A 19906-nucleotide genomic window follows, 5' to 3' on the forward strand; every position below is an offset into this window, starting at 1 on the left:
CGGAGTCCTACGCCTTCTTGGCGAGGAGGTCGCGGATCTCGGTGAGAAGGACCTCTTCCCTGGGCGGGGCGGACGGCGCGGCTTCTTCCTTCTTCTTCATGGAGTTCATGACCTTGACGACCATGAAGACCGCGAAGGCGATGACCGTGAAGTTGAGGACGTTCTGGATGAAGCTGCCGTAGTTGATGAACAGCTCGGTGCCATACTGCTCGACCATCTTCTCGGCCGAGGCCACCGCGGCCGCGGCGGACTCAGCGGCGTCACCGGTCGCTGCCGCAGCCTTTTCCTTGGCCGCGGCGAGCGCCTTCGCCGCCCCGGACTCGCCGATCGACACCCTCAGATCGGTGAAGTTCACCCCGCCCAGCGCCTTGCCGATCGGCGGCATGATGAGGTCGTTGACGGCAGAGTTGACGATCTTGCCGAATTCGGCGCCGATGATGAGGCCGACCGCCAGGTCGACGACATTGCCGCGCATCGCGAACTCTTTGAACTCTTGGAAGATTCCCATGGTGAGGGTGGATTGCAGGTGGAGAAGGTGGAGACGGCCGCCGCCATCGGCGGGCCATGGAATCGAGCCAGCGGGGACTGCCGTTCGTTTCAGCAGTGTTGCAACTCTCCTGATCCCAACCAAACGACTCCGCCCGGAATCAGTTCGGCCTCTGACGGTTCAGACACCCAAAGCGCGAATCGCCGCCACCCAGGGCCCCGGCGCGTCGATGTAGGGGAAGTGCCCCCAGGTCTCCGCTCGCTCCATCGGCCAGCTGGCTCCCAGGGCTCGCTCGGCGGCGCGGTGCTCCTCTTCGCCGATCAGCTCGTCCTCACCACCGAGCCAGACCCGGATGCCGTCGATCGCGGGCGGCCTCGCCGCAAGTTCGCCCTCCAGCGACGCGAGCCAGCCGCTATCGAACCAGCGATAGATATCCCGAAACGCCGTGCAGGTCACGAAGCCGTTGAAGAACGCTTTCCGCTCCGCCGCGTCCAGCGGCGAGTAGAGGTGGGCCTGGACGAACGCCTCCTGGGCGGCAGGGTCGGTCAGGCTGAGGCGAGCCTGCTCCCCCGCCTCTCCGTCGCCGCCGGTCGCCTCGCGGGCCCACTGCCACGGGACGGCCCCCTGGATGACCGCGGGCAGATCCTTGACCTTCGCACGCGCCCGAAGGCCGAGGAGCACCAGCGCTCCGAAGCCGGTCGCGTAGATCCGAGGATGCTTGTGCGAAAGCCGATAGATGTCGACCTGGAGCTCCACCGCCTCGAAGAACGCGTCGAGGGACTCCGCGGGCGGGCGGCCCTCGAAGCCAGGATAGAGGACCTCCTTGACGTCGAACCCCTCCGACCGGCTCGTGGCGCGCGCGCGGCTGAGGCGGGCGAGGGAATGGCCCATACCGCCGAGAAAGAGTGGACCACGGCTCATCGCGGGCGCCCCGCGTCCAGTCCGCGCTGACGAGCGAACTTCTTGAAGTGATAGCTACGCATTGGTCTCGTTTCGCTCCCTGGGGGCCCCTGGACGCACGATGAAGGTCTTCGGCCGTGAACTGAAGAAGGCGCTGGAGTCCGTCGAGACCGGCCGCGATCGGCGCTGGATCTACGTACCCTACGATCAGCTCTCTGATTCCATCGGTCCGCTCTCCGAGCCGACGCCCCGCGACCTCGGGATCGTCCTGATCGAGAGTCCGGCCAAGGCGGCGCGGCGGCCCTACCACAAGGCGAAGCTGTTCCTGATCCTGGCGAACCAGCGACGCTTCGCCCTGGAGCAGGCCGAGCGCGGCGTCGAGGTGCGCTACCTCGTCTCCGAGGATGGCGAGGGCTACGCCGAGCCGCTCCGGCGCGCCGCGAAGGAACTCGGCACGCTCGTCCACATGGAGCCCGCCGAGCGCGAGCTGCGCCATGAGCTGGAGCCACTCGTGAAGGAGGGGTTGCTGGAGGCCGTGCCCCACGAGGCCTGGCTCACCACGCCCGAGGACTTCACGAAGGGGACCGGCGCCGAGCCTCCCTGGCGCATGGATCGGTTCTATCGCGCCGTCCGACGTCGTACGGGGATCCTGATGGACGGCAAGGACTTCGAGGGCGGCCAGCTGAGCTTCGACGGCGACAACCGTGAGAGCTGGCCGGGCGATCCGCCTGCGCCTGAGGTCCCGCGCTTTCGCCCCGGCGACATCGAGGACGAGGTTGCAGCGCTGATCGAGTCGCGGTACTCCCGCCATCCGGGCCAGCTCGATCCCGCTTCGCTGCCGACGCGCAAGAGCCAGGTCGATCGCCTGTGGCAGTGGGCGCTGGAGGAGTGCATGGAATACTTCGGCCCGTTCGAGGACGCCATGGCTCGCGAGGAAGCAAGCCTCTTCCACACGCGCATCTCGCCGCTGCTCCATCTCTGCCGCCTGCTCCCTCGCGACGTCGTGAAGGACGTGGCGGAGCTCGACGCACCGATCGCGAGCCGGGAGGGCTTCGTTCGTCAGGTGCTCGGCTGGCGCGAGTTCGTCCGGCACGTGCACCGCGCCACGGACGGCTTCCGCGACTTGCCCGACGGGACGCCGCGGGAGTCGAAGCCGAAGGGCGACGCGGGCTGGAAGCACTGGACCGGTGAAGCATGGGAGAACGGCGCGGACGCCGGCGCCGCCCCGAGCGCTCTGGGATCCGCCCGGGATCTCCCGCCCGCCTACTGGGGCGAACGCTCCGGCCTCGACTGCCTCGACCTCTCGGTCGCGCGGGTTCTCGAAAGCGGATATGGCCATCACATCGAGCGCCTCATGGTGCTCGCGAACCTCGGCACGCTCCTGGATCTCTCGCCCCGCCAGCTCACCGACTGGTTCTGGGCGGCCTACGTGGACGCCTACGACTGGGTCGTCGAGCCCAACGTCCTCGGCATGGGAACCTACGGAGCGGGCTCGGTGATGACCACCAAACCCTACGTCTCCGGGTCGGCCTACATCGACCGGATGAGTGACTTCTGCGGGGCCTGCGCCTTTCATCCGAAGAAGACGTGCCCGATCACGCACCTCTACTGGGCGTTCCTGGCGCGGCACGCCGGGGAGCTGGAGGGAAATCAGCGCATCGCCATGCCGCTCCGGAGCCTCCAGAAGCGGTCCGAGGAGAAGCGCGCGGCCGACGCCCGCGTTTTCGAGCACGTGACGGAGGTCCTCGGTCGGGGCGATTCCCTCACCCCGGAAGGGGTCCAGGACGCGCTGGATTCGTAGGCCGTCCCGCGCATCCGGTCGCAGCGCCGCAGCGAAATGAGCCCCATGGAAGGACATGCCTACATCGTGCTCGGCGCCACGGGCGGGATCGGTTCCGCCCTCGTCGATCGGATCCACGCCCGCGGTGGGAAAATCGTTCTCGGTGCGCGTGACGAAGAGCGCCTGAAAGCGCTGGGGTCCCGCGTCGACTCTCCTTTCCGGAGCATCGACGCGGCGGAGCCCGCGGACGTTCAATCCCTGATCGATCTCTGCCTGGAGACCCACGGCCGCTTCGACGGGATCGTGAACTCGGTCGGCTCGATCCTCCTGCGGCCCGCGCACATGATGAAGATCGAGGACTTCGATCAGACGGTGCGCGTGAACCTGCGCACCGCGTTCGCGGTCGTGCAAACCGCGACCAAGGCGCTGCGCAAGGAGGGCGGCTCCATCGTGCTCGTGAGCACCGCCGCCGCCCGCACCGGCCTTCCGAACCACGAGGCGATCGCCGCCGCCAAGGCGGGCGTGCAGGGCCTCGCGCTCTCGGCCGCGGCCAGCTACGCAAGCGCCGGGATCCGCGTCAACGTCGTCGCGCCCGGGCTCATCGATACGCCGCTCGCCGCATCCATCACCGGCTCGGAGAAGGCGCTCGAAGCCTCCCGCGGCATGCACCCGCTCGGTCGCATCGGCCAGCCCGACGAGGTCGCCAGCGCCATCGAGTGGCTGCTCGATCCCGCCCAGTCGTTCGTCACAGGGCAGATCCTCGGCGTCGACGGAGGGCTCGGCACGGTCCGCTCCCGCTGATGGCTGCCGCCTGGATTCTCATCTCCCACGCCGCCGTCACCTGGGCGATGGTCGGGCTGATCTGGACCATCCAGGTGGTGCACTACCCGCTGTTCGCGTACGTGAAATCAGGCTTTCGGCAGTACCACGAGCAGCACATGCACCGGATCACCTTCGTGGTCGGTCCTCTGATGCTCGCCGAGCTGGCGGGGTCCGTGTACCTCTGGCTCCATCCGCCGGCCGGTACTGACGCGCGCCTATGGCTCGCGGCACTTCTGCTGCTCGGCATCGCCTGGGTAGATACTGGACTCTTCTCGGTGCCCCAGCACGGACGCCTCGAGAGCGGCGGCTTCGATGTCGCTGCGCACCGGGGCCTGATGATCAGCAATCTCGTTCGTACGCTGGCATGGACGGCGCGCGGGCTCCTCATCGCATGGCTCGTGGTACGCTGGGCCTCCGCGCTGCAGTCTCCGGTGTCAGGCGCGTGACCGAGACCAGGAGCTACGACGCCGTGGTCGTCGGCATGGGCTTCGGCGGCCTCGGAGCCGCGCTGCACCTCGCCGAAAACGGCGCGAAGGTGGCGCTCGTCGAGCGGCTGCAGTACCCAGGCGGCTGCGCCTGCACCTTCGAGCACGAGGGCGACCACTTCGAGGGTGGAGCCACGCTCTTCTCGGGCTTCGACGAGGGCCAGCTCTTTCGAACCTGGATCGAGCGGCACGCCATGGACGTTCAATACGAGCGACTGGATCCGCCTCTGGAGCTGCGCTCGCCCCTCGGCGTGATTCAGGCCCGTCGCGATCGAGCCGCTCTCTGGAAACAGTTCGAGGCCCTGCCCGGCGCGCCGGTCCAGGCGCTCCGACGCTTCGCCCGGCTCCAGGAACGCGTGGCCGCCGCGCTCTGGCCGACGCTCGACGATCTGCGGCTCCTGCCGCCGCTCACGCCCTCTCAGGTGCTACGGCACGCGGCGCGCTTGCCGCGCTACCTGCCGCTGGCGAGGCTCGCGGGGCGAACGCTATGGAGCGTGCTGGAGCGCTTCGGGCTGACGAAGTTCGAGCCGCTCGTTCTCTGGCTCGACAGCCAGTGCCAGATCACGGTGCAGTGCGGCGTGCGCGGTGCGGAGGCGCCCTTCGCGCTGGCCGCCCTCGACTATCACCATCGCGGCGCGGTCCACGTGAAGGGCGGTATCGGCGAGCTGGCGTGGGGGATGGTGCGGGCGGTCGAGGCCCTCGGCGCCGACGTGCACTTCGGCGCGCCGGTCAAGCGCGCCCTGCGCCTTCCGGACGGAACGTGGAGCGTGAAGGCGGGCCGCCATTCGTTCAGCGCCAGGCACGTTCTCTTCAACGCGCTACCCCAGGACGCGGCCCGCATCGCTGGCCTGGAACGGGACCCGATGCTCGCCTCGATGGCGAAGCGCGTCGAGGACGGCTGGAGCGCGGCGATGCTCTTTCGCACCGTCCTGCCGCCGCGTGATGCGGGACCGAGCGCGCGGCACCTCGAGCTCGTCCGAGATCCAGGAAGTCCGCTACTCGAAGGCAATCACGTCTTCGTTTCGATCGGGGCGCGGGGCGAGGGGACCGTGGATCAAGGGCTCAGGCGCATGACCGTCTCCACTCACATCCCGGTACCCAAGATCCGAGCGATGGACGAAGGCGAAAAAGCGGAGTACGTGGATTCGGTCCAGGGCCGGATGCGGGAGACCATCGCGCAGCTGGCCCCGGAGTGGACCTGCGTCGCCCGCGAGTTCACGGGTTCGGCGCGGACGTTCGAGCGCTGGACCGGGCGCAGCGAAGGGCTCGTCGGCGGGATCCCGCGGCGCGCCGGTCTGGGGCAGTACCGCGAGGTCTTCGGGCGGAAGCTGCCGGAGGGCTTTCATCTCGTCGGCGATAGCGTCTTTCCCGGGCAGAGCACGCTGGCGGTCGCGGCCGGGGGCGCCCGCGTGGCCGACTCGGTGCTGCGTTCACCCATGGTCGCGAGAGTCTCCCGATGAGCAGCCGGAGCTAGCGAAAGAGTATGCGCGGCTGCCGGTGACGATCGTGTGAAGTAGACTTCCGCCCCCGGGCGTCATGGAAGAACCACAGGATCTGGCCGCGGGTGGTGAGACCACCACCCGGAGCTGCAATAGCAGCCCGGGAGGCCCTGTGCCCGCTGAGCCCACCAGGTCGCCTGGGTCCCCGGGACGGCCAGTCAGCTACCGGCTCTTCGCCCTGAAGGGCTCCGAATCCCTCTCCCACGAACTTCGCGCGGCATGGCAGGCCGCGCTTCAGGACCAGCACGTTCGCGGCGGCTTCGCCTCACCATTCCTGGGCCCAACCCTTGCGGCGACGATGGCCAGCGTGCGGCCCGACGTTCGCCTGATCGTTGGATTCGTCGGCGACGAGCCGCGCCGCTTCCTGCCCGTGCACGTCAGCGGTCGCGGGAGAGCGCGGCCCCTCGGCGGTCGCCTCTGCGACGTCCACGGACCCGTGGGAGCCCTCGATCCGGGCGGCTTTCGGGAGATGCTGATCGGCGCGGGTCTTCGCTCCTGGAGCTTCCGGCGCTGCCCGCAGCGAGACGTGCTCTCGCCGTCGTTCGTCTTCGAGGAGACCACGTCTCACCTGATCCGGACGGACCAGGGGGTCGAGGGGTTGCGCAGTGGCGGCCTCCTGGGGAGTACCAGCCAGCTCAAGCAGGCCCTGCGCAAGGAGCGAAAGCTGGCCAAGGAGATCGGGCCGCTCCGCTTCGAGTACGACCATCAGGACCGGGAAATCCTCGCGCAGCTCCTAGCCTGGAAGGCGGATCAGCGGCTTCGCTCGGGTTCTTACAATATTCTCCAGGAAGGCTGGGCTGCGGACACGGTGCAGAGCCTCCACGACGTCGTCGATCGCGAGGATCCAGCGCAGCTCGATGGGCGCGGTCGGATGAGTGTTCTCTGGGCTGGCGATCACGTGGTGGCCGCCCACTTCGGCCTGGCGGACGAGCGTCGCATGCACTGGTGGATTCCCACCTACGCGCCTCTGTTCGCGGCCCATTCCCCCGGGCTGTCGCTTCTCTTGCACCTCATCCGCGAGTGCCATGCACGCGGGATCGAGGTGCTCGAACTGGGGCACGGCGACGAGCGCTACAAGTCAGGCTTCGCCACCGGTTCCCAGGCTCTCTACAGCGGCGCGGTCGATCGCTCCAGCGTGCGGCTGGCCCTCGGCGCGACCGGGGTTCGCGTTCGCGCGGCCGTCCGCAGGTCCAGGCTGGAGCCCGGCTGGGTCGCGACCAAGCGCCTCCTCCGGCGCGCGCGAGCGCTCGGAAAGAAGTAGTCCCGCCCGTCAGCGCGCCGCGAGGATCGCCCCGCGAATCTTGTCCGCGAGCGCCGCCGCGTTCTCCGCGAGGTCGAAGTCTTGCTCGACGCGTAGGCGGCCGGCGCGACCCATTCGCTGGCGGAGCTCCGGGTCCGCGCGGAGCGTTTCGATCGCCTGGGCCAGGCCTTCCTCGTCGCCAGGGTCAACGAGGAGCCCAGACTCGCCGTGGGTCACGAGTTCGGGGATCCCCGACAGGCGGCTGGAGATCACGGGCAGGCCAGCGGCCATCCCTTCCATCAGCGAGACCGGGATGCCCTCGCGGCGCCCCGACGAATCGAGGATGCTCGTCAGCGCGATGGCGTCCGACCGCTGGAGCAGCGCGCGGATCTCCTCCCGCTGGCAGGCGCCGAGGAGCCGGACGCTGTGCTCGAGTCCACGGGTCTGGATTTCCGCTTCCAGCCGAGCGCGCAGGGGTCCTTCGCCCGCCAGTTCGCACTCCACGTCGACGCCGCGGCTCCGCGCCGTTTCGATGGCGGCGAGGAGGTGCGTATGTCCCTTGACCTCGCGGAGCGCGGCCACACAGGCGATGCGAAACGGTCGCGCGGGCTGTGACTCGTTTCGGGGATCTGGGGTTCCGGCATCCGGGGCCGCGGGATCCGCAGCGGCGGACGCCTTCTCGTCCTGGAACCGCCCGAGGTCGGCGCCGCAGAAGAGCACGTCGATCTTCGGCGCCAGGTCCTCGCCGGTCCGTTCGAGGATGAAGCGCTTGTTGTACTCGGAGATGGCGACGGTGAAGCTCGACGCCTCGACCTTGGTGCGCAGGCCGCGCGGGTCGCGGTGCAGGTCGGATCCGTGGGCGGTGAAGCTGTAGGGGATCGACGTCAGGTCGTGGACGAGGCGCGCAGCGAGTGCCGGATGGTTGGCGAAGTGCGCGTGAACGTGGTCGAAGCGGTCGGTCTTCAGCTGCTGGGCGATCCAGCAGGCTCGCGGGAAGATGGCCAGCCCCCGGGCGAAGTGGCCGAGGCTTCCGCCGCTGCCGCGAAAGAGCGACACGACGCTCCTCGCGAATCGAATCGGCGAGAGCGCCGCGAGGCGCAGCACGGCTCCGAGGACCGCGCCGGAGGCGAGCGGCACGAGATGGACGTTCTTCTGAAGCGACTCGATCTCGGGGTGAGCGACCTTCTCCTCGTACGGGACGAGCGGGAAGATGTGGATCTCCACGCCGAGGTCGCGCAGGGCGAGCGCCTCGTAGAGGACGAATGTCTCCGTCAGCTTGGGGAACTTGGAGACGATGTAGGCAACGCGCTCCGTGGTCGGTGCGGACATGCTCAATCCGATTTGATCGGGTCCCAGCGGGTGACCTGGCGGGCCATGACGAAATCCATGACGCCGAGAAACGTGCCTGCGAATCCAACGAGCGCATAGTGCGCCAGGGAGATGACCTTCCCGAGAAGGCCGAACGAGCGACCGGACTCTGGCTTCGGAAGGAAGCGTGGGCCGAGCCAGGCGACGGCGAGGCCGACGGTCTGAGCCACCGCCACGGCGAGGGCGACCTTCGAGGTCCACGCCAGAAGCACGGTGCCCAGGAAGACCAGAGCGAGGAAGAAGGGCAGGAACCGACGGCCGATCTTGTTGATGAGCAGGCCCACCGCGTAGAGACCCGTGCGGAACGGATTGAGGACGGCGCGCTGGATCCACATGCCGCGGAAGCTTCGGCAGACGATGCGGCGGCGTCGCCCGAGTTCGTGGGCCCGGCTCCGGGAGGGCGTGCGGATCCAGGCGCGCGCTCTCCCTTCGAAGAGGAAGCGCCGCCCTTGCCGGACCACGCTCATGCTCGCGAACAGGTCGTCCGTGACCCCGCCGGGGATCTCCTCGTAGAGGTCCGCGCGGATGGCGTAGAGCTTTCCATCGTTCGAGGTGATGCTGCCGATGCGGCTCTCCAGACCCTTGAGTCCGCTGTCGAGCTCGACGTATCTGGCCTGGGACGAACTCGCGAACGCGGAGGCTTCTCCGATCATGCGCTGGCCGCAAACGCCGCCGATCTCCGGGCCCGAGAAGGCGCCCACGAGGTGCACGACGGCCTCGGGCTCCAGGACCGCGTCGACGTCCGTGAAGACGAGGATCTGGCCGGTGGCGCGGGCGACGGCGGCGTGGAGGGCGCAGTGCTTGCCGAGGTGCTCTGGCTCGTCGAGGACGTGCCAGTTCGCCCGCGAATCACACGCGGCCCGGGCGAGTTCGACGGTGCGATCCGTCGATCCATCCGAAGAGAGCACGACCTCGATTCCGGATCCCGGATCGACGAGTTCCGCGAGCGATTCGATCTTCGCGGGCAGGAGCGCCTCCGCGTTGCGCATGGCCGTGATGATCGTGACCGTGGGCGCCGCCATGGAGCTGGCGGAGGTCGTGCCTGAGCGCTCGCTGCGACCGTGTACCGCCGCAAGCATGCGCACGAGCATCGGGTAGCCGAGCGTCACGAGGAGGAGCCCGACCAGTCCGATGCTGATGAAGGCCCATCCGACGCTGGTGATCATGTTCAGGTAGAAGGCTGAAGGTGCCGCTTGTGGCGGCGCATCCGCTCCGGGAGCTGAACGATACTCTTGTTCAAGAGGTACTGCTCGATCACGTACTGGCTGTTTTCGCTGCAGGGTCGGTACTTCGCCACGACGGCTCCGCCTTCGGAACTCACCCGGGCGTTGCTGGAGAGGATCTCGACGCGCGCGCGACGAACCACGCCGGTGCCGGGCTGCTGGATGACCAGCGTCACGATCGAACCAGCGGACACGTCGACTTCGCCCTGGCTCCGCGCGCAGAACGACGTCGTGGTCAGGTCACGCAGTTCGAGCGTTCGGGCGTCCGCGTAGCTCTCCCGGGCCACCGTCGTGGGCACCGGCGGCGCCACCCGGCGTTCCTTGCGCTGCTCGCGGTAGATACCTCGAATGCGCTGGTCCCACTTGCTCTTGCCGAAGCGGCTGATGCGAACGCCCGTCTCCTTGAGGAGCGAACCGATCGTCAGGCCGAGGAGCGCGAGGTCGAAGGCCGACGAGCGCGGGGAGTGCACGAACTGTCGATCGATGACGGCGCGCACTCGCTTGGGAGTCCCGTGGGGCGTCAGGATCTGGGAGTAGCCGAAGACTCCAGGGCGTACGAGGAAACGGTCGGCGTAGTGGGGGATGGTCGAGCACTTCTGGTGGTAGACCTCGGGCCTTTCCGGGCGGGGGCCGAAGAGGTTCATGTCACCGCGGATCACGTGCATGAGCTGTGGCAGCTCATCCAGGCGAGTCTCCCGGAGGAAGCCGCCGGTTCGGGTCTTCAGGTCGTGGGAGTCGGTCAGGAGCTGACCCCCGATCCTGGATTCCGCGTCGGTCTTGAGCGTGCGGATTTTTACCAGTGGGAAGGCACGGGCCCCTCGCCCGAGGCGTGTCCCGCGGTAGAACACCGGTGAGCCGTCGATCACACGCACCATCAGCGCCGCCACGCCGAGAACGGGGGCCGCTGCGACCAGCATCGACGCCGCAACCGCGACGTCCAGAATGCGTCGTCCGGACGAGGACGGGAGTGGGTCGTCGGGGAAATGGATCTCCGGCATGGGCTTCGGACCCAGGGGAGCGAGGGGCGAGGAGACGGGCTTCACGTACGGCTCAGGCTGCTCTCCGAGAGAGCGCCCGGGCTCTCCTGGAGAGATGGCTCGTCGGGGATCAGCGGATCCGTCCATGTGCGACAGATCGTCCGTATGGGGCTTGGCGATGTGCGGGGGCATGGAAGGAGGCTAAGCGCCTGGCGCCTCCTTGGCGGATTACCGGGGGCAAATTCTTCATGAATGGATCGATATGGACCCGCCAAGATGAACGGCCAGTCAGTGGAATTGACCCAACTTGATAGGGAGACGCCGATCGCAGAACTCCGCCGGTCATCCCACTTCCATGCGGGGTAGTGTTTCGGCGAGCACCGCATTGGCGCGTCGCCGGTCAGTCACCTACCTCCTCCCAAGAAGTTGCGTTCAATCACTCCACGATCCGCGTGGGCCGCCCTGGTCCTCTTTTCCCTGGCCTGGACTGGCTGTGCATCTCCCGGTGGCGATGCGCTTCCGCCCTGGTTGCTCAGGGGGTCGGATATGCGTCCAACTCTCTACGAGGAGCTCTGGCCCGGAGACACCTTCGACGTGAAGTTCCGGCGAACCCCAGAGCTCGACTCGACCGTGACGGTCGGGCCGGACGGCTTCGTCCAGCTCCCGCTGGCTGGCAGGATCCGCGCCAGCGGCAGAACCCCGGCCGATCTGGAGGTCGACATCGAGCGACTCTGCCAGGCGGAGATCAAGGACCCGGAGGCCTCCGTCCTCATGACCGGCTTCGAAGGTCGGGCCGTCCACGTCGGAGGTGAGGTCAAGGACCCCGGTCGGTTCGTGCTCACCGGCCCCACGACGCCGCTCGAGGCGCTCATTCAGGCCGGCGGCACCCTCGAGTCCGCCGCGTTGGACAATGTTCTCCTCGTTCGTGCCTTCGAAAACGGAGGGCGAAGGGTATTCGCTCTCGATCTGAAGGCCACGATCGCTGGCCGGGACCAGACCGGTCACCTGCGCCTCGTTCCGTCGGACCTGCTCCTCGTGCCTCGCTCCGGCATCGCCAACGTGAACGTCTGGGTCGACCAGTACATCCGCAAGAATCTTCCCTTCAACATCCTGATCCGGCCGGACGCAGGAGTGTTCTGATCATGAACCATCCACCCTTGTCCGAGAGGAACGGGCCCGCCAGAAAGGGCCTGCTCCAGCTCGTGGGCGGAGACGTGCTCTTGCGCCACTGGCGTCCGTTCGCCTTCGTCGCCCTCGCCACGCCCATCGCGGCGGGAATCGCGCACTTCGTTCTTCCCCAGACCTTCGTCAGCGAGTCGCGCGTCCTCATCAAGCTCGGCCGCGAGTTCATGGGGCCCGCCGAGCAGAGCGGCCGTTCCTCTGCGATGTATCGCCTCAACGAGGCCATCAACTCGGAGGTGGAGATCCTCAGCAGCCGAGAGCTGGCCGCCGAGGTCGTCGACTACGTCGGTATGTCGATCCTCTTTCCTGACCTGGCCGAGGAGACCGACGACTCGCCCGAGGTTCTGCGCCAGAAGGCGGCCGCGGCGCTTTTGAAGTCGCTCAGCACCACCGGCGTGGCCGAGTCCAGCGTCATCCGCGTGGCGCTCGCCCACGAGGACCGGATGGTCGCCCAGGAGGCCCTCGGGACGCTGATGGAGCGCTTCCAGGCGCGTCACCTAGACGTGTTCTCCGGGAAGCAGCTGCCGGTGGCCGACGAGGTCGTCACGGCGGTTCGCAAGGCTCTCGTGGAGGCGGAGGAAGCCCGCGCGAACTATCGCGAGGCAAACGGGATTTTCGACGCGGACGAAGAGCGCTCCATCCTCCTTCGCCGTAGGGACGAACTGCTCACGAAGATCGAAGAGCTGCGCGCCTCGCGCGGACAGCTCGCCAGCGGCGTGGCTCCCGATGGGGAGGGCGAGGGCAGCGTCCTCACCGAGGATGAGGACCTCATCACGCTTCGCGCGGAAGAACAGCGCCTGCTCGAGAACTACTACCCCTCCAGCCACGCCGTCCAGGCCGTGCGAGCCCAGATCGTCAGCCGCGAACGACTCGCGACCGAGCGACTCGAGAAGCAGCTGTCCGCCCTCGAAGCGGATGAGCAGCGCTGGGTCGCCTCGCTCTCCGAGGTCGACCTCGGTCTTCGGCAGCTCGAAACGCACGCGCGGTCTCTGCGCGAGCTGGATCGCTCGGTGAGCTTCGAGGAAACCCGTTTGCAGGAGGCCATGGGAGCCCGCGAGGCGGCGCTCTTCGACGCGAAGCTCGATGCCGGCGAAGTGACGAGCGTGGTCGTGATCGATCGCCCGACGCTGCCGCTCGAGCCGCTCGGCATCGGACTCGTCGCGAAACTCTTCGTGGGTGCCATCGCTGGCTTGTTCCTCGGCGGCAGCCTTGTCATTCTCCTGCACCTTCTGGGGCGCGAGGACGACGAAGATGCGGATGAACAGCTCCAGAGAGAAACGAGCGCGGAGTCAGCGACTCCGACGAGACCGACGGTCTTCGGTTCCGTCAAGCTGCCGTCCTGACCAGACGATCGTCCGATGACCAGCCAAGGTACCGATGTGAAGTCGGAGCTCCGGGGATCCGGGCTCCTCCTGGCGGGTCGCTTCGTCGCGATCGGGCTCAACTTCCTCGTCCAGGTCGTGATCGTGCGCTTCCTCACCCGGGAGGCCTACGGTTCCCTGAGCTTCGTTCTCTCCGCGACGGCGCTCGCGGGCAACCTGAACCTCATGGGTCTGGCGCGCTCCATGAGTCGCTTCGGCCCGCTCTACGGCGAGGACCGTGCCTCCGGAAACCTCGTGGGCGCGATCCTGGTGTCGCTGGGAACGGTGACCGCACTCGGCATGGGCGTCATCGGTGCCGCCTTTCTCTTCCAGGGTCATTGGGAGGGCTACCTGACGGACAACCTGCTGAGCCAGGAGCTCCTGCTGCTTCTCATCGCGCTCACGCCGCTCACGGCGATCGACGCGATCCTCGAAGTGGTGACCGCGGCCTTTGCCGGGGCCCGAGCGATCTTCTTCCGGCGCCACGTGCTGACGCCCGTGATGCGCCTCGGCGCCGTCTTCCTGGTGATCTTGCTCGGACAGGGCGTGCGCGCTCTCGCGGTTTGCTACCTGGTCACCGCCGTTATCGGGGTCCTCGCGTACGTGGCGATTCTGATCCCGGCTCTGAAAGAGCACGGGTCCAAGCTGAAGCGGCCCGCCAGCTGGCCCGCCGCGCCGGTCCTCGGCTACGGCCTTTCCATGCTTCTCCTCGACGTGGCCGGGGTTTCGATCCTGCACCTGCCCGCCGTCGTGCTCGAGTTCGTCCGCGGTGCGAACGAGGTGGCTGGCCTCCGGGCCGTCGTGCCGCTCGCGACCCTCGTCCTCGTCGTCTTTCAGTCGATGAAGCTCCTCTACGTGCCGCTCGCCACGCGCAGCTTCGAGCGCGGCGGCAAGGGGCAGCTCACGGAGGCCTACTGGTCCGCGACGACCTGGATCGGACTGCTTTCCTTCCCCGTGTTCGCGGTCTGCGTGTTCCTGTCGCCGCTCGCGGTCACCACGCTCTTCGGCGAGCAGTACGCCGACGCCAGCTCGCTGGCGGCGATCATGTCGATCGGCTACTACCTTCACGCGATCCTGGGGATCAATACGCTCACGCTTCAGGCGCTGGGGGAGAGCCGCAGTCTGCGCATCACCGCGCTGGCTGGCATCGTCACGGCGGTGATCACGAACGCGATCCTGATTCCGCTCTTCGGAGCCGTCGGCGCTGCGATCGCCACCACGGCCACGCTCTTGGCCCACGACTTTACGAACGCTTTCCTCGTCTGGAAACACGGCCAGATCGGCCGGCCGCCGGAGGGGTTCTTCCGGCCCTACAAGTGGATTCTCGGCGTCACGACCGTCCTGTTCTTCGCCGTCACGCTCACGCATCTGCCGCCGTGGCTCGCCGTCCTGGTCGTGGCGGGCGGGATCCTCGCCGTCTGGCAGTCGTGCCGCGCCTCGCTTAACCTGCTGGAGACGTTCCCGGAACTGGCGCGCTTGCCCCTGCTCAGGAAGGTGCTCGCGTGAGCGATTCCACTCGATCGACGATGGGTTCTGGCCGGAGCGGCGCCGGCATGCCGCGGGCGGAAGTGCTCGTGGTGCTCGGGCTGCTCGTCGGAGTCGCTGGATTCCTCGGCGTCGTCGCGGGAAACGCGCCAACCCTGGCGCTGGCCGGCGCGGCCGTTCTGTTCGGCGGCTTCGCCCTTCTCGCTCGCCCCGAGTACACCGCGGCGGCCGTCGCGTTCTTGCTCTGGGCGAACGTCCCCGTCGTGGCCATGCGCGATCACGGGGTGCCGAAGGCGCTGGCCTCGCTCTATTTGCTCGCGCTCCTGCTGCCGATCCTGCGTTCGGCGCTGATCGAGCGTCGTGGCCTTGTGCTTTCCAAGGGGATGCCCTGGCTCGCACTCTTCGCGGGCCTCAGCTTCCTGTCGGCCGCCTTCGCGCGCAAGCCGGAGCTCGCGCTCGGCGAGGCCACCGACATCGCCATCGAGGGCGTTCTCGTATTCGTGCTGATCTCGCAAGCGATCCGCGACCGCGACTCGCTCCGACGCGTCACCTGGGGGCTCATGCTCGCGGGTGGCTTCATGGGTGCGATCGCTCTCTTCCAGCAGGCGACCGGGCACTTCGACTCGGACTTCGGAGGCTTCAGCATGATCGACTCGGGCTTCAGCACCGGCGAGATCACGACGCAGGGGCGGAGCAGTCAGCCGCGTCTTGCTGGCCCGATCGGCGAGAAGAACCGCTTCGGGCAGATCATGCTGGTGCTCGTCGCGCTGGGCATCGGTCTGGCACGCGCCGAGCGCTCCGTCGGTATGCGCCGCATCGTCTACGGGCTCGTCGGACTCAGCGCCATCGGATCAGCGCTCACGTTCTCGCGGGGCAACGCCGTGGCGTTCGCGCTCTTGCTGGGGGTGATGGTAAGCGTCGGAACGATCAGCAAGCGCCAGGTCGGAGGTCTCTTCCTGGCTGCGGGCTTCATGCTTCTGCTCATGCCGCAGTACCGCGATCGACTGATGACGATCGGTTCCGTACTGTCTCTCGCGAGCAGCACCCCCTCTGCCTCGACACCGGACGGTGCGATCCTGGGCCGCGCGACCGAGGTGATCGCGGCCCTGCTCGTCTACGCAGACCACCCCGTCCTCGGCGTCGGCCCTGGCCAGTTCGCCTCGTACAGCCAGGAGTACGGGAACAAGCTGGGTCTCCGTCGATTGGACACCGAGCGTGAAGCTCACACGCTCTTCCCGCACGTGGCCGCCGAGGGGGGCACGCTCGGGCTCATCGCATTCTCCGGTGTGCTCGTCACGATTCTGCTGTCGCTCTATCGACGTTCGAAACAGACGGAGGATCCGGTGCTCGCTCACCTGGCCACCGCCTACCTGCTCGCCATCAGTGCCTACCTCCTTTGCGGAATCTTCCTGCACATGGCGTTCATCCGCTACTACTGGTTCCTCGTGGGAGTGGCGAGCGCGGCTGCGACGCTGCCCGTGGAGCCGTCCTCCCATGAGCTCGAGGCACGGGCCAGGGGAGAACGATCGGTCGAGGCACCGGAAGGTGTCGTCTCCATTTGACCTGCCATGCCCAATTCCACACGTCCCAAGCGCCTCCGGCGGCGCGTTCTCGAGTCGCGCCCTGTGTCCGCCTGCATTCGTGCGGCCGAGCGGTCCCTCGGTCCGCGGGGCGGCGATTGTCTCGTCGTCGCGATGTTCCACGAGACCCTGAGCGCCGAGCGGTTCGCAGCGCAGCTGGACGTCCTGCTGGAAGGGCGCCAGGTCGTGAGCGGGCAGATGGTGGTCGACGCCTTCGCAGGCCAGGGTGAACTGCCAGCGAATTCGCTCTGGATCACCTTCGACGATGCCTACGGGGACTTCTACGACGTGGCCTGGCCTGTCCTGGAGCGGCGCGGTCTGCCCGTCACCCAGTTCATCGCCACGGGTTTCGTCGGGTCGTCGCCGGCAGCGTTCTGGTGGGACCGACTGCAGTCAGCGTTCAAGCACGGGCGGGCACGCTCGGTCGAGATCCCGCTGGCTCACGGTGGGACCACCGTCGTTTCGCTCTCTTCACGCGGCAAGGCGTGGAACCGCGCGCGGGCCGAGATCAAGCAGATGTCGCACACGCTCGCGATGGAGTCGGTCGATCAAATCATCGAGCGGCTCGACGCGCCCGACGGGATCGTCGAGTCCCGCGTGATGACCTGGGACGAGATCCGGAAACTCGTCGGACGGGGCCTGGAGGTCGGCGGCCACACGCGCGAGCATCCGATGTTGGACCAGCTGACACGCGAGGCCGCGGCGGAGGAGATTGCCCACGGCTTCGAGGACCTGCGGGCGAACCTCGATTCCGTTCTGCCGGTCTTCGCCTACCCCTCGGGGCAGTACACCCAAGGCGTCATGGAGTCCGTTCGTCGCTGCGGAATCGACATGGCGGTGACCACGGTGAACGGATTCAATCGCGTCGCGACGGTCGACCCGATGCAGATTCGACGCGTGCCGATCGGGCCGCTCGCCAACGAGGCCGCGGTGCGCTTGCGGCTGCTCATGGCCCGACACGGCGGCGCGTGACCGGACTATCGCTGGATTCGGCCGCGCAGCTTCGAGACCGATGGGCGCGGGTCGGACCAGCGGAACAGCGGAAGCACCCGATCGCCCGCAAGGGAGCGAATCCAGCTCAACACGCTGGTTTCACCGAGTCCGCGGAGCTCGCCCAGTGCGCGCAGGTCGCGCACGGGGTCCCAGAGCTTCAGTCCCGTTCGATAGGGGACCAGAGGCGCGCTCCTTTCAGGCTCCTCCCCCCGATCGGCGGCCATGAGGGAGCGGTAGACGATCCAGGCGGCGGGGATGCCTGCGCGGGTCAGAAGCTCCTGCGAGGCGGTGAACCTCGGGTTCACTTCGATGAGCGTCGGGAGCCCATCGCGTTCGTCGCGCTTGAACTCGATGTTGGCGTAGCCGGCGAAACCGACGGCGTCGAGCAGCGTGCGCGAGGCGCGGTTGATCTCCTCGTCGATGGTGGTGACGTGCAGCGTCCCGGGGCCCTGGTTCTTCGGGAAGCGTCGCAGGACCTGCTTCGTGAACTCGAAGAGCGACTCGCCGCTTCGGGGCCGATAGGCGTAGTAGGTGGTGGAGAGGCTGTCGGGGCCCGGGATGATCTCGGTGACGATCGCGTCGACGTCGGCTCCGCGCAGGCGAGCGCGCGCTGCCTCGAACTCGGCTCGGTCGTGGGCGATGAAGAGCTTCTGGCCCCCCTTGCCGAACTCCCGCTGGAACCTGTGGGAGTGGATCGGCTTGAGGAGGACCGCCGGGGGAGCGTGCTGAAATACCTCGTCAGCGTCTGCGTCCAGCGGCCATGTCCGAGGAAGGCGCACACCGGTGCCGGCTGCGAGTGCGGCGGTCTTGCCCTTGTCCAGGAAGGCGTCCAGATGCTCCGGCGAGGTCCTGTCCAGAAGGTGATGGCGGCGGAGCTCCGCATGGGCGCCGGCCACGAACTCGACCGCGTCGTCGTCGCACGGGAAAACCACCGCGCGCTGGAGCACGCGGTCGTCGCCGAGGAGCAGTCTGCGCCATACTTCAGGTGCTCCGTCCCGGGATGGGAACGGATGGGTGGCCGCCGCGCTCTTCGTGGACATCTCGGGCCGCCCCGCCTGCAGCGAAAGGTGGACGGGGACCCCATGTGCATGCAGCTCCCTCGCGACCGCGAGCGGTCCCGATGAGCCCCCGAGCAGCAGAACGGGGAGATGGGCAGGCGTGGCAGGGCGGATGGCCATGGCGAGCGGCAGACTCTACCGGAGCCACGCCGATCGGCCGGGGATCGAATGGCCGAAACGCGACTCGCTCCGCGGCGGCGTCTCACATGAAAGATCCTCCGGGCCCGTTCATGGGGTAATCTTCCGCACCTTCCATGGCGAACTCCACCTCGACGAATGCGGCCACGACGACGAATCGTCTGAAGGACCTACCGGGCCTCGAGTTCCGGCTCGAATGGGTCTCTACGGCCGATGGCCTTCGTCGCCACGAAGGCGCGTGGCGACGGCTGGTCGAGACGGCCCTCGAGCCCAATGTCTTCTTCGAACCCGAGGTGCTCCTACCTTCGCTCGAAGGGCTGGCTGGCGCCTCGGTGCGGATCGGTCTCGTGCTCTCCAGGCCGAGGCAGGACCCCGATGGGGGTGAGGTCCTGGCCGGCCTGTTCCCGGTGCGCACTCGGCGCGGGCATGCCGAGATCTGGCAGCACAGCTATGCGTTCCAGGGGACGCCGCTCGTTCGGGCCGAGGTGGCGAGCGAGGTCTGGAGCTTCTTTCTGAACGAAGCGTTAGGCGGCGGCGATGGCGGCGTGGGGAACGTGCTCCGCTGCCAGACCCTGCGCGCCGACGGGCCCGGCGCGCGAGTTCTGCTCGACGTGGCGCGGACCCAGGGCCGCGCCCTTTGGCATCAGGACCTGCACCATCGCGCCGAGTTCCGGCCGAGCGATTCGGCGGAGAAGTTCATCTCCAGTTCGGTGGGGCGCAAGGTGCGTCGGAACCTGAAGCGGGAGCGCAAGATGCTCGGCGACCGCGGTGAGGTCACGACCCGGGTGGGCCGCATCGAGGCTGAGGCGGTCGACGCCTGGTGCGACGAGTTCCTCGCGCTGGAGGCGAGCGGCTGGAAGGGGCGCGCCGGGACGGCTCTGCAGTCGTCGGAGCGCGACGCGCGCTGGTTCCGTGGCATGGCGACATCGCTCGCCAGGGAGGGCCGGTTCCTCGGCGCCGAGATGCGCCTCGACGGCAAGGCGGTCGCCATGGGGACCATGCTCCAGGCCGCCTCCAACGGCCAGCCGAGCGAGGCCGCTTACTTCAAGATCGCCCACGACGAGTCGGTGCAAGGTGTCTCGCTCGGAGCCCTTCTTCAACTCGACTGGGTCGAGTGGCTCCACGGAGGCGAAGGACTCGCTAACGTGGACTCGTGCGCGATTCCAGGGCATCCGATGATCGAGCGAATCTGGCACGACCGTCGGATGATCACGACGACCTGGCTCGGCGACGGGTCGCGCTGGAGCCGATGCAAGCTCTGGTTCTTCCAGACCGCCTATGGCCTCAAGGCTGCCCGTCGACCCCCCGCCGACTCCTGATGTCTCGAT

The 19906-nt window shown here is 67.8% G+C and carries 17 protein-coding genes; 11 read left to right on the forward strand and 6 right to left on the reverse strand.

Annotated elements, in window-relative coordinates:
• Nucleotides 1-7: 7 nt before the first annotated feature.
• Both mscL and Poly30_RS03345 read right to left on the reverse strand, forming a co-directional pair.
• Nucleotides 8-508, reverse strand: coding sequence for a large conductance mechanosensitive channel protein MscL (gene mscL / locus Poly30_RS03340; protein ID WP_419190901.1), 501 nt, complete (start codon nt 506-508; stop codon nt 8-10).
• A 159-nt stretch (nt 509-667) separates the two neighbouring features.
• Nucleotides 668-1378 carry a hypothetical protein gene (locus tag Poly30_RS03345; protein WP_145194606.1) on the reverse strand — a complete coding sequence of 237 codons (711 nt, stop codon included), beginning with the start codon at nt 1376-1378 and terminating at the stop codon, nt 668-670.
• Nucleotides 1379-1508: 130 nt separating this feature from the next.
• Here Poly30_RS03345 and Poly30_RS03350 point away from each other — a divergent pair, with 130 nt between their 5' ends.
• The 5 genes from Poly30_RS03350 to Poly30_RS03370 all read left to right on the forward strand — a co-directional run bounded on the left by Poly30_RS03350 (nt 1509) and on the right by Poly30_RS03370 (nt 7234).
• Nucleotides 1509-3188, forward strand: a complete 1680-nt coding sequence (locus Poly30_RS03350) for a cryptochrome/photolyase family protein (protein ID WP_145194607.1) — start codon at nt 1509-1511, stop codon at nt 3186-3188.
• A gap of 45 nt (nt 3189-3233) precedes the next feature.
• A complete protein-coding gene (locus Poly30_RS03355; protein WP_419190902.1) occupies nt 3234-3968 on the forward strand; it encodes an SDR family NAD(P)-dependent oxidoreductase in 735 nt (244 codons plus the stop codon).
• Nucleotides 3968-4435: a hypothetical protein gene (locus Poly30_RS03360; protein ID WP_145194609.1), complete on the forward strand. Its 468-nt coding sequence runs from the start codon at nt 3968-3970 to the stop codon at nt 4433-4435. The genes Poly30_RS03355 and Poly30_RS03360 overlap by 1 nt, the downstream gene beginning before the upstream one ends.
• Nucleotides 4432-5934, forward strand: coding sequence for a phytoene desaturase family protein (locus Poly30_RS03365; protein ID WP_419190903.1), 1503 nt, complete (start codon nt 4432-4434; stop codon nt 5932-5934). Before Poly30_RS03360 ends, Poly30_RS03365 begins: the two co-directional genes overlap by 4 nt.
• Before the next feature lie 76 nt (nt 5935-6010).
• Nucleotides 6011-7234 (forward strand): GNAT family N-acetyltransferase, encoded by a 1224-nt coding sequence (locus Poly30_RS03370; protein ID WP_145194611.1) that lies wholly within the window; start codon nt 6011-6013, stop codon nt 7232-7234.
• Between the two features lie 9 nt (nt 7235-7243).
• On the opposite strand, the gene Poly30_RS03375 is transcribed toward Poly30_RS03370, so the two are convergent.
• Genes Poly30_RS03375 through Poly30_RS03385 form a run of 3 tightly spaced genes read right to left on the reverse strand, consistent with a single transcriptional unit; the run spans nt 7244 to nt 10973 of the window.
• On the reverse strand, nt 7244-8542 hold the full coding sequence (locus Poly30_RS03375) for a glycosyltransferase (protein ID WP_145194612.1): 1299 nt from the start codon (nt 8540-8542) through the stop codon (nt 7244-7246).
• Nucleotides 8543-8544: 2 nt separating this feature from the next.
• Nucleotides 8545-9747: a glycosyltransferase gene (locus Poly30_RS03380; RefSeq protein ID WP_145194613.1), complete on the reverse strand. Its 1203-nt coding sequence runs from the start codon at nt 9745-9747 to the stop codon at nt 8545-8547.
• A gap of 2 nt (nt 9748-9749) precedes the next feature.
• A complete protein-coding gene (locus tag Poly30_RS03385) occupies nt 9750-10973 on the reverse strand; it encodes a sugar transferase (RefSeq protein ID WP_145194614.1) in 1224 nt (407 codons plus the stop codon).
• Between the two features lie 354 nt (nt 10974-11327).
• Between Poly30_RS03385 and Poly30_RS03390 the strand changes: the two genes are divergently transcribed.
• The 5 genes from Poly30_RS03390 to Poly30_RS03410 are packed head-to-tail and all read left to right on the forward strand — an operon-like array spanning nt 11328 to nt 17361.
• On the forward strand, nt 11328-11921 hold the full coding sequence (locus Poly30_RS03390; protein WP_145194615.1) for a polysaccharide biosynthesis/export family protein: 594 nt from the start codon (nt 11328-11330) through the stop codon (nt 11919-11921).
• Nucleotides 11922-11938: 17 nt separating this feature from the next.
• The gene (locus Poly30_RS03395) at nt 11939-13306 is read left to right on the forward strand and encodes a GumC family protein (RefSeq protein ID WP_419190904.1); all 1368 of its coding nucleotides are present in this window, start codon (nt 11939-11941) and stop codon (nt 13304-13306) included.
• Between the two features lie 15 nt (nt 13307-13321).
• On the forward strand, nt 13322-14830 hold the full coding sequence (locus Poly30_RS03400; RefSeq protein ID WP_145194617.1) for an oligosaccharide flippase family protein: 1509 nt from the start codon (nt 13322-13324) through the stop codon (nt 14828-14830).
• A complete protein-coding gene (locus tag Poly30_RS03405) occupies nt 14827-16371 on the forward strand; it encodes an O-antigen ligase family protein (RefSeq protein WP_145194618.1) in 1545 nt (514 codons plus the stop codon). Before Poly30_RS03400 ends, Poly30_RS03405 begins: the two co-directional genes overlap by 4 nt.
• Before the next feature lie 6 nt (nt 16372-16377).
• Complete coding sequence (locus Poly30_RS03410) at nt 16378-17361, forward strand: polysaccharide deacetylase family protein (RefSeq protein WP_145194619.1); 984 nt, start codon at nt 16378-16380, stop codon at nt 17359-17361.
• 5 nt (nt 17362-17366) lie between these two features.
• On the opposite strand, the gene Poly30_RS03415 is transcribed toward Poly30_RS03410, so the two are convergent.
• Nucleotides 17367-18560, reverse strand: a complete 1194-nt coding sequence (locus Poly30_RS03415; protein ID WP_145194620.1) for a carboxylate--amine ligase — start codon at nt 18558-18560, stop codon at nt 17367-17369.
• Nucleotides 18561-18694: 134 nt separating this feature from the next.
• Between Poly30_RS03415 and Poly30_RS03420 the strand changes: the two genes are divergently transcribed.
• Nucleotides 18695-19897, forward strand: coding sequence for a GNAT family N-acetyltransferase (locus Poly30_RS03420; RefSeq protein WP_145194621.1), 1203 nt, complete (start codon nt 18695-18697; stop codon nt 19895-19897).
• Nucleotides 19898-19906 lie beyond the last annotated feature (9 nt).

Origin of the sequence: Saltatorellus ferox, assembly GCA_007751475.1 — a bacterium.
Taxonomy (GTDB): domain Bacteria; phylum Planctomycetota; class UBA1135; order UBA1135.

Excerpts from the sequence above, each read along its gene's own strand:
- mscL (WP_419190901.1), bottom strand. The coding sequence starts at position 508 with ATGGGAATCTTCCAAGAGTTCAAAGAGTTCGCGATGCGCGGCAATGTC.
- Poly30_RS03345 (WP_145194606.1), bottom strand. The coding sequence starts at position 1,378 with ATGGGCCATTCCCTCGCCCGCCTCAGCCGCGCGCGCGCCACGAGCCGG.
- Poly30_RS03350 (WP_145194607.1), top strand. The coding sequence starts at position 1,509 with ATGAAGGTCTTCGGCCGTGAACTGAAGAAGGCGCTGGAGTCCGTCGAG.
- Poly30_RS03355 (WP_419190902.1), top strand. The coding sequence starts at position 3,234 with ATGGAAGGACATGCCTACATCGTGCTCGGCGCCACGGGCGGGATCGGT.
- Poly30_RS03360 (WP_145194609.1), top strand. The coding sequence starts at position 3,968 with ATGGCTGCCGCCTGGATTCTCATCTCCCACGCCGCCGTCACCTGGGCG.
- Poly30_RS03370 (WP_145194611.1), top strand. The coding sequence starts at position 6,011 with ATGGAAGAACCACAGGATCTGGCCGCGGGTGGTGAGACCACCACCCGG.
- Poly30_RS03375 (WP_145194612.1), bottom strand. The coding sequence starts at position 8,542 with ATGTCCGCACCGACCACGGAGCGCGTTGCCTACATCGTCTCCAAGTTC.
- Poly30_RS03380 (WP_145194613.1), bottom strand. The coding sequence starts at position 9,747 with ATGATCACCAGCGTCGGATGGGCCTTCATCAGCATCGGACTGGTCGGG.
- Poly30_RS03385 (WP_145194614.1), bottom strand. The coding sequence starts at position 10,973 with ATGCCCCCGCACATCGCCAAGCCCCATACGGACGATCTGTCGCACATG.
- Poly30_RS03390 (WP_145194615.1), top strand. The coding sequence starts at position 11,328 with ATGCGTCCAACTCTCTACGAGGAGCTCTGGCCCGGAGACACCTTCGAC.
- Poly30_RS03400 (WP_145194617.1), top strand. The coding sequence starts at position 13,322 with ATGACCAGCCAAGGTACCGATGTGAAGTCGGAGCTCCGGGGATCCGGG.
- Poly30_RS03410 (WP_145194619.1), top strand. The coding sequence starts at position 16,378 with ATGCCCAATTCCACACGTCCCAAGCGCCTCCGGCGGCGCGTTCTCGAG.
- Poly30_RS03415 (WP_145194620.1), bottom strand. The coding sequence starts at position 18,560 with ATGGCCATCCGCCCTGCCACGCCTGCCCATCTCCCCGTTCTGCTGCTC.
- Poly30_RS03420 (WP_145194621.1), top strand. The coding sequence starts at position 18,695 with ATGGCGAACTCCACCTCGACGAATGCGGCCACGACGACGAATCGTCTG.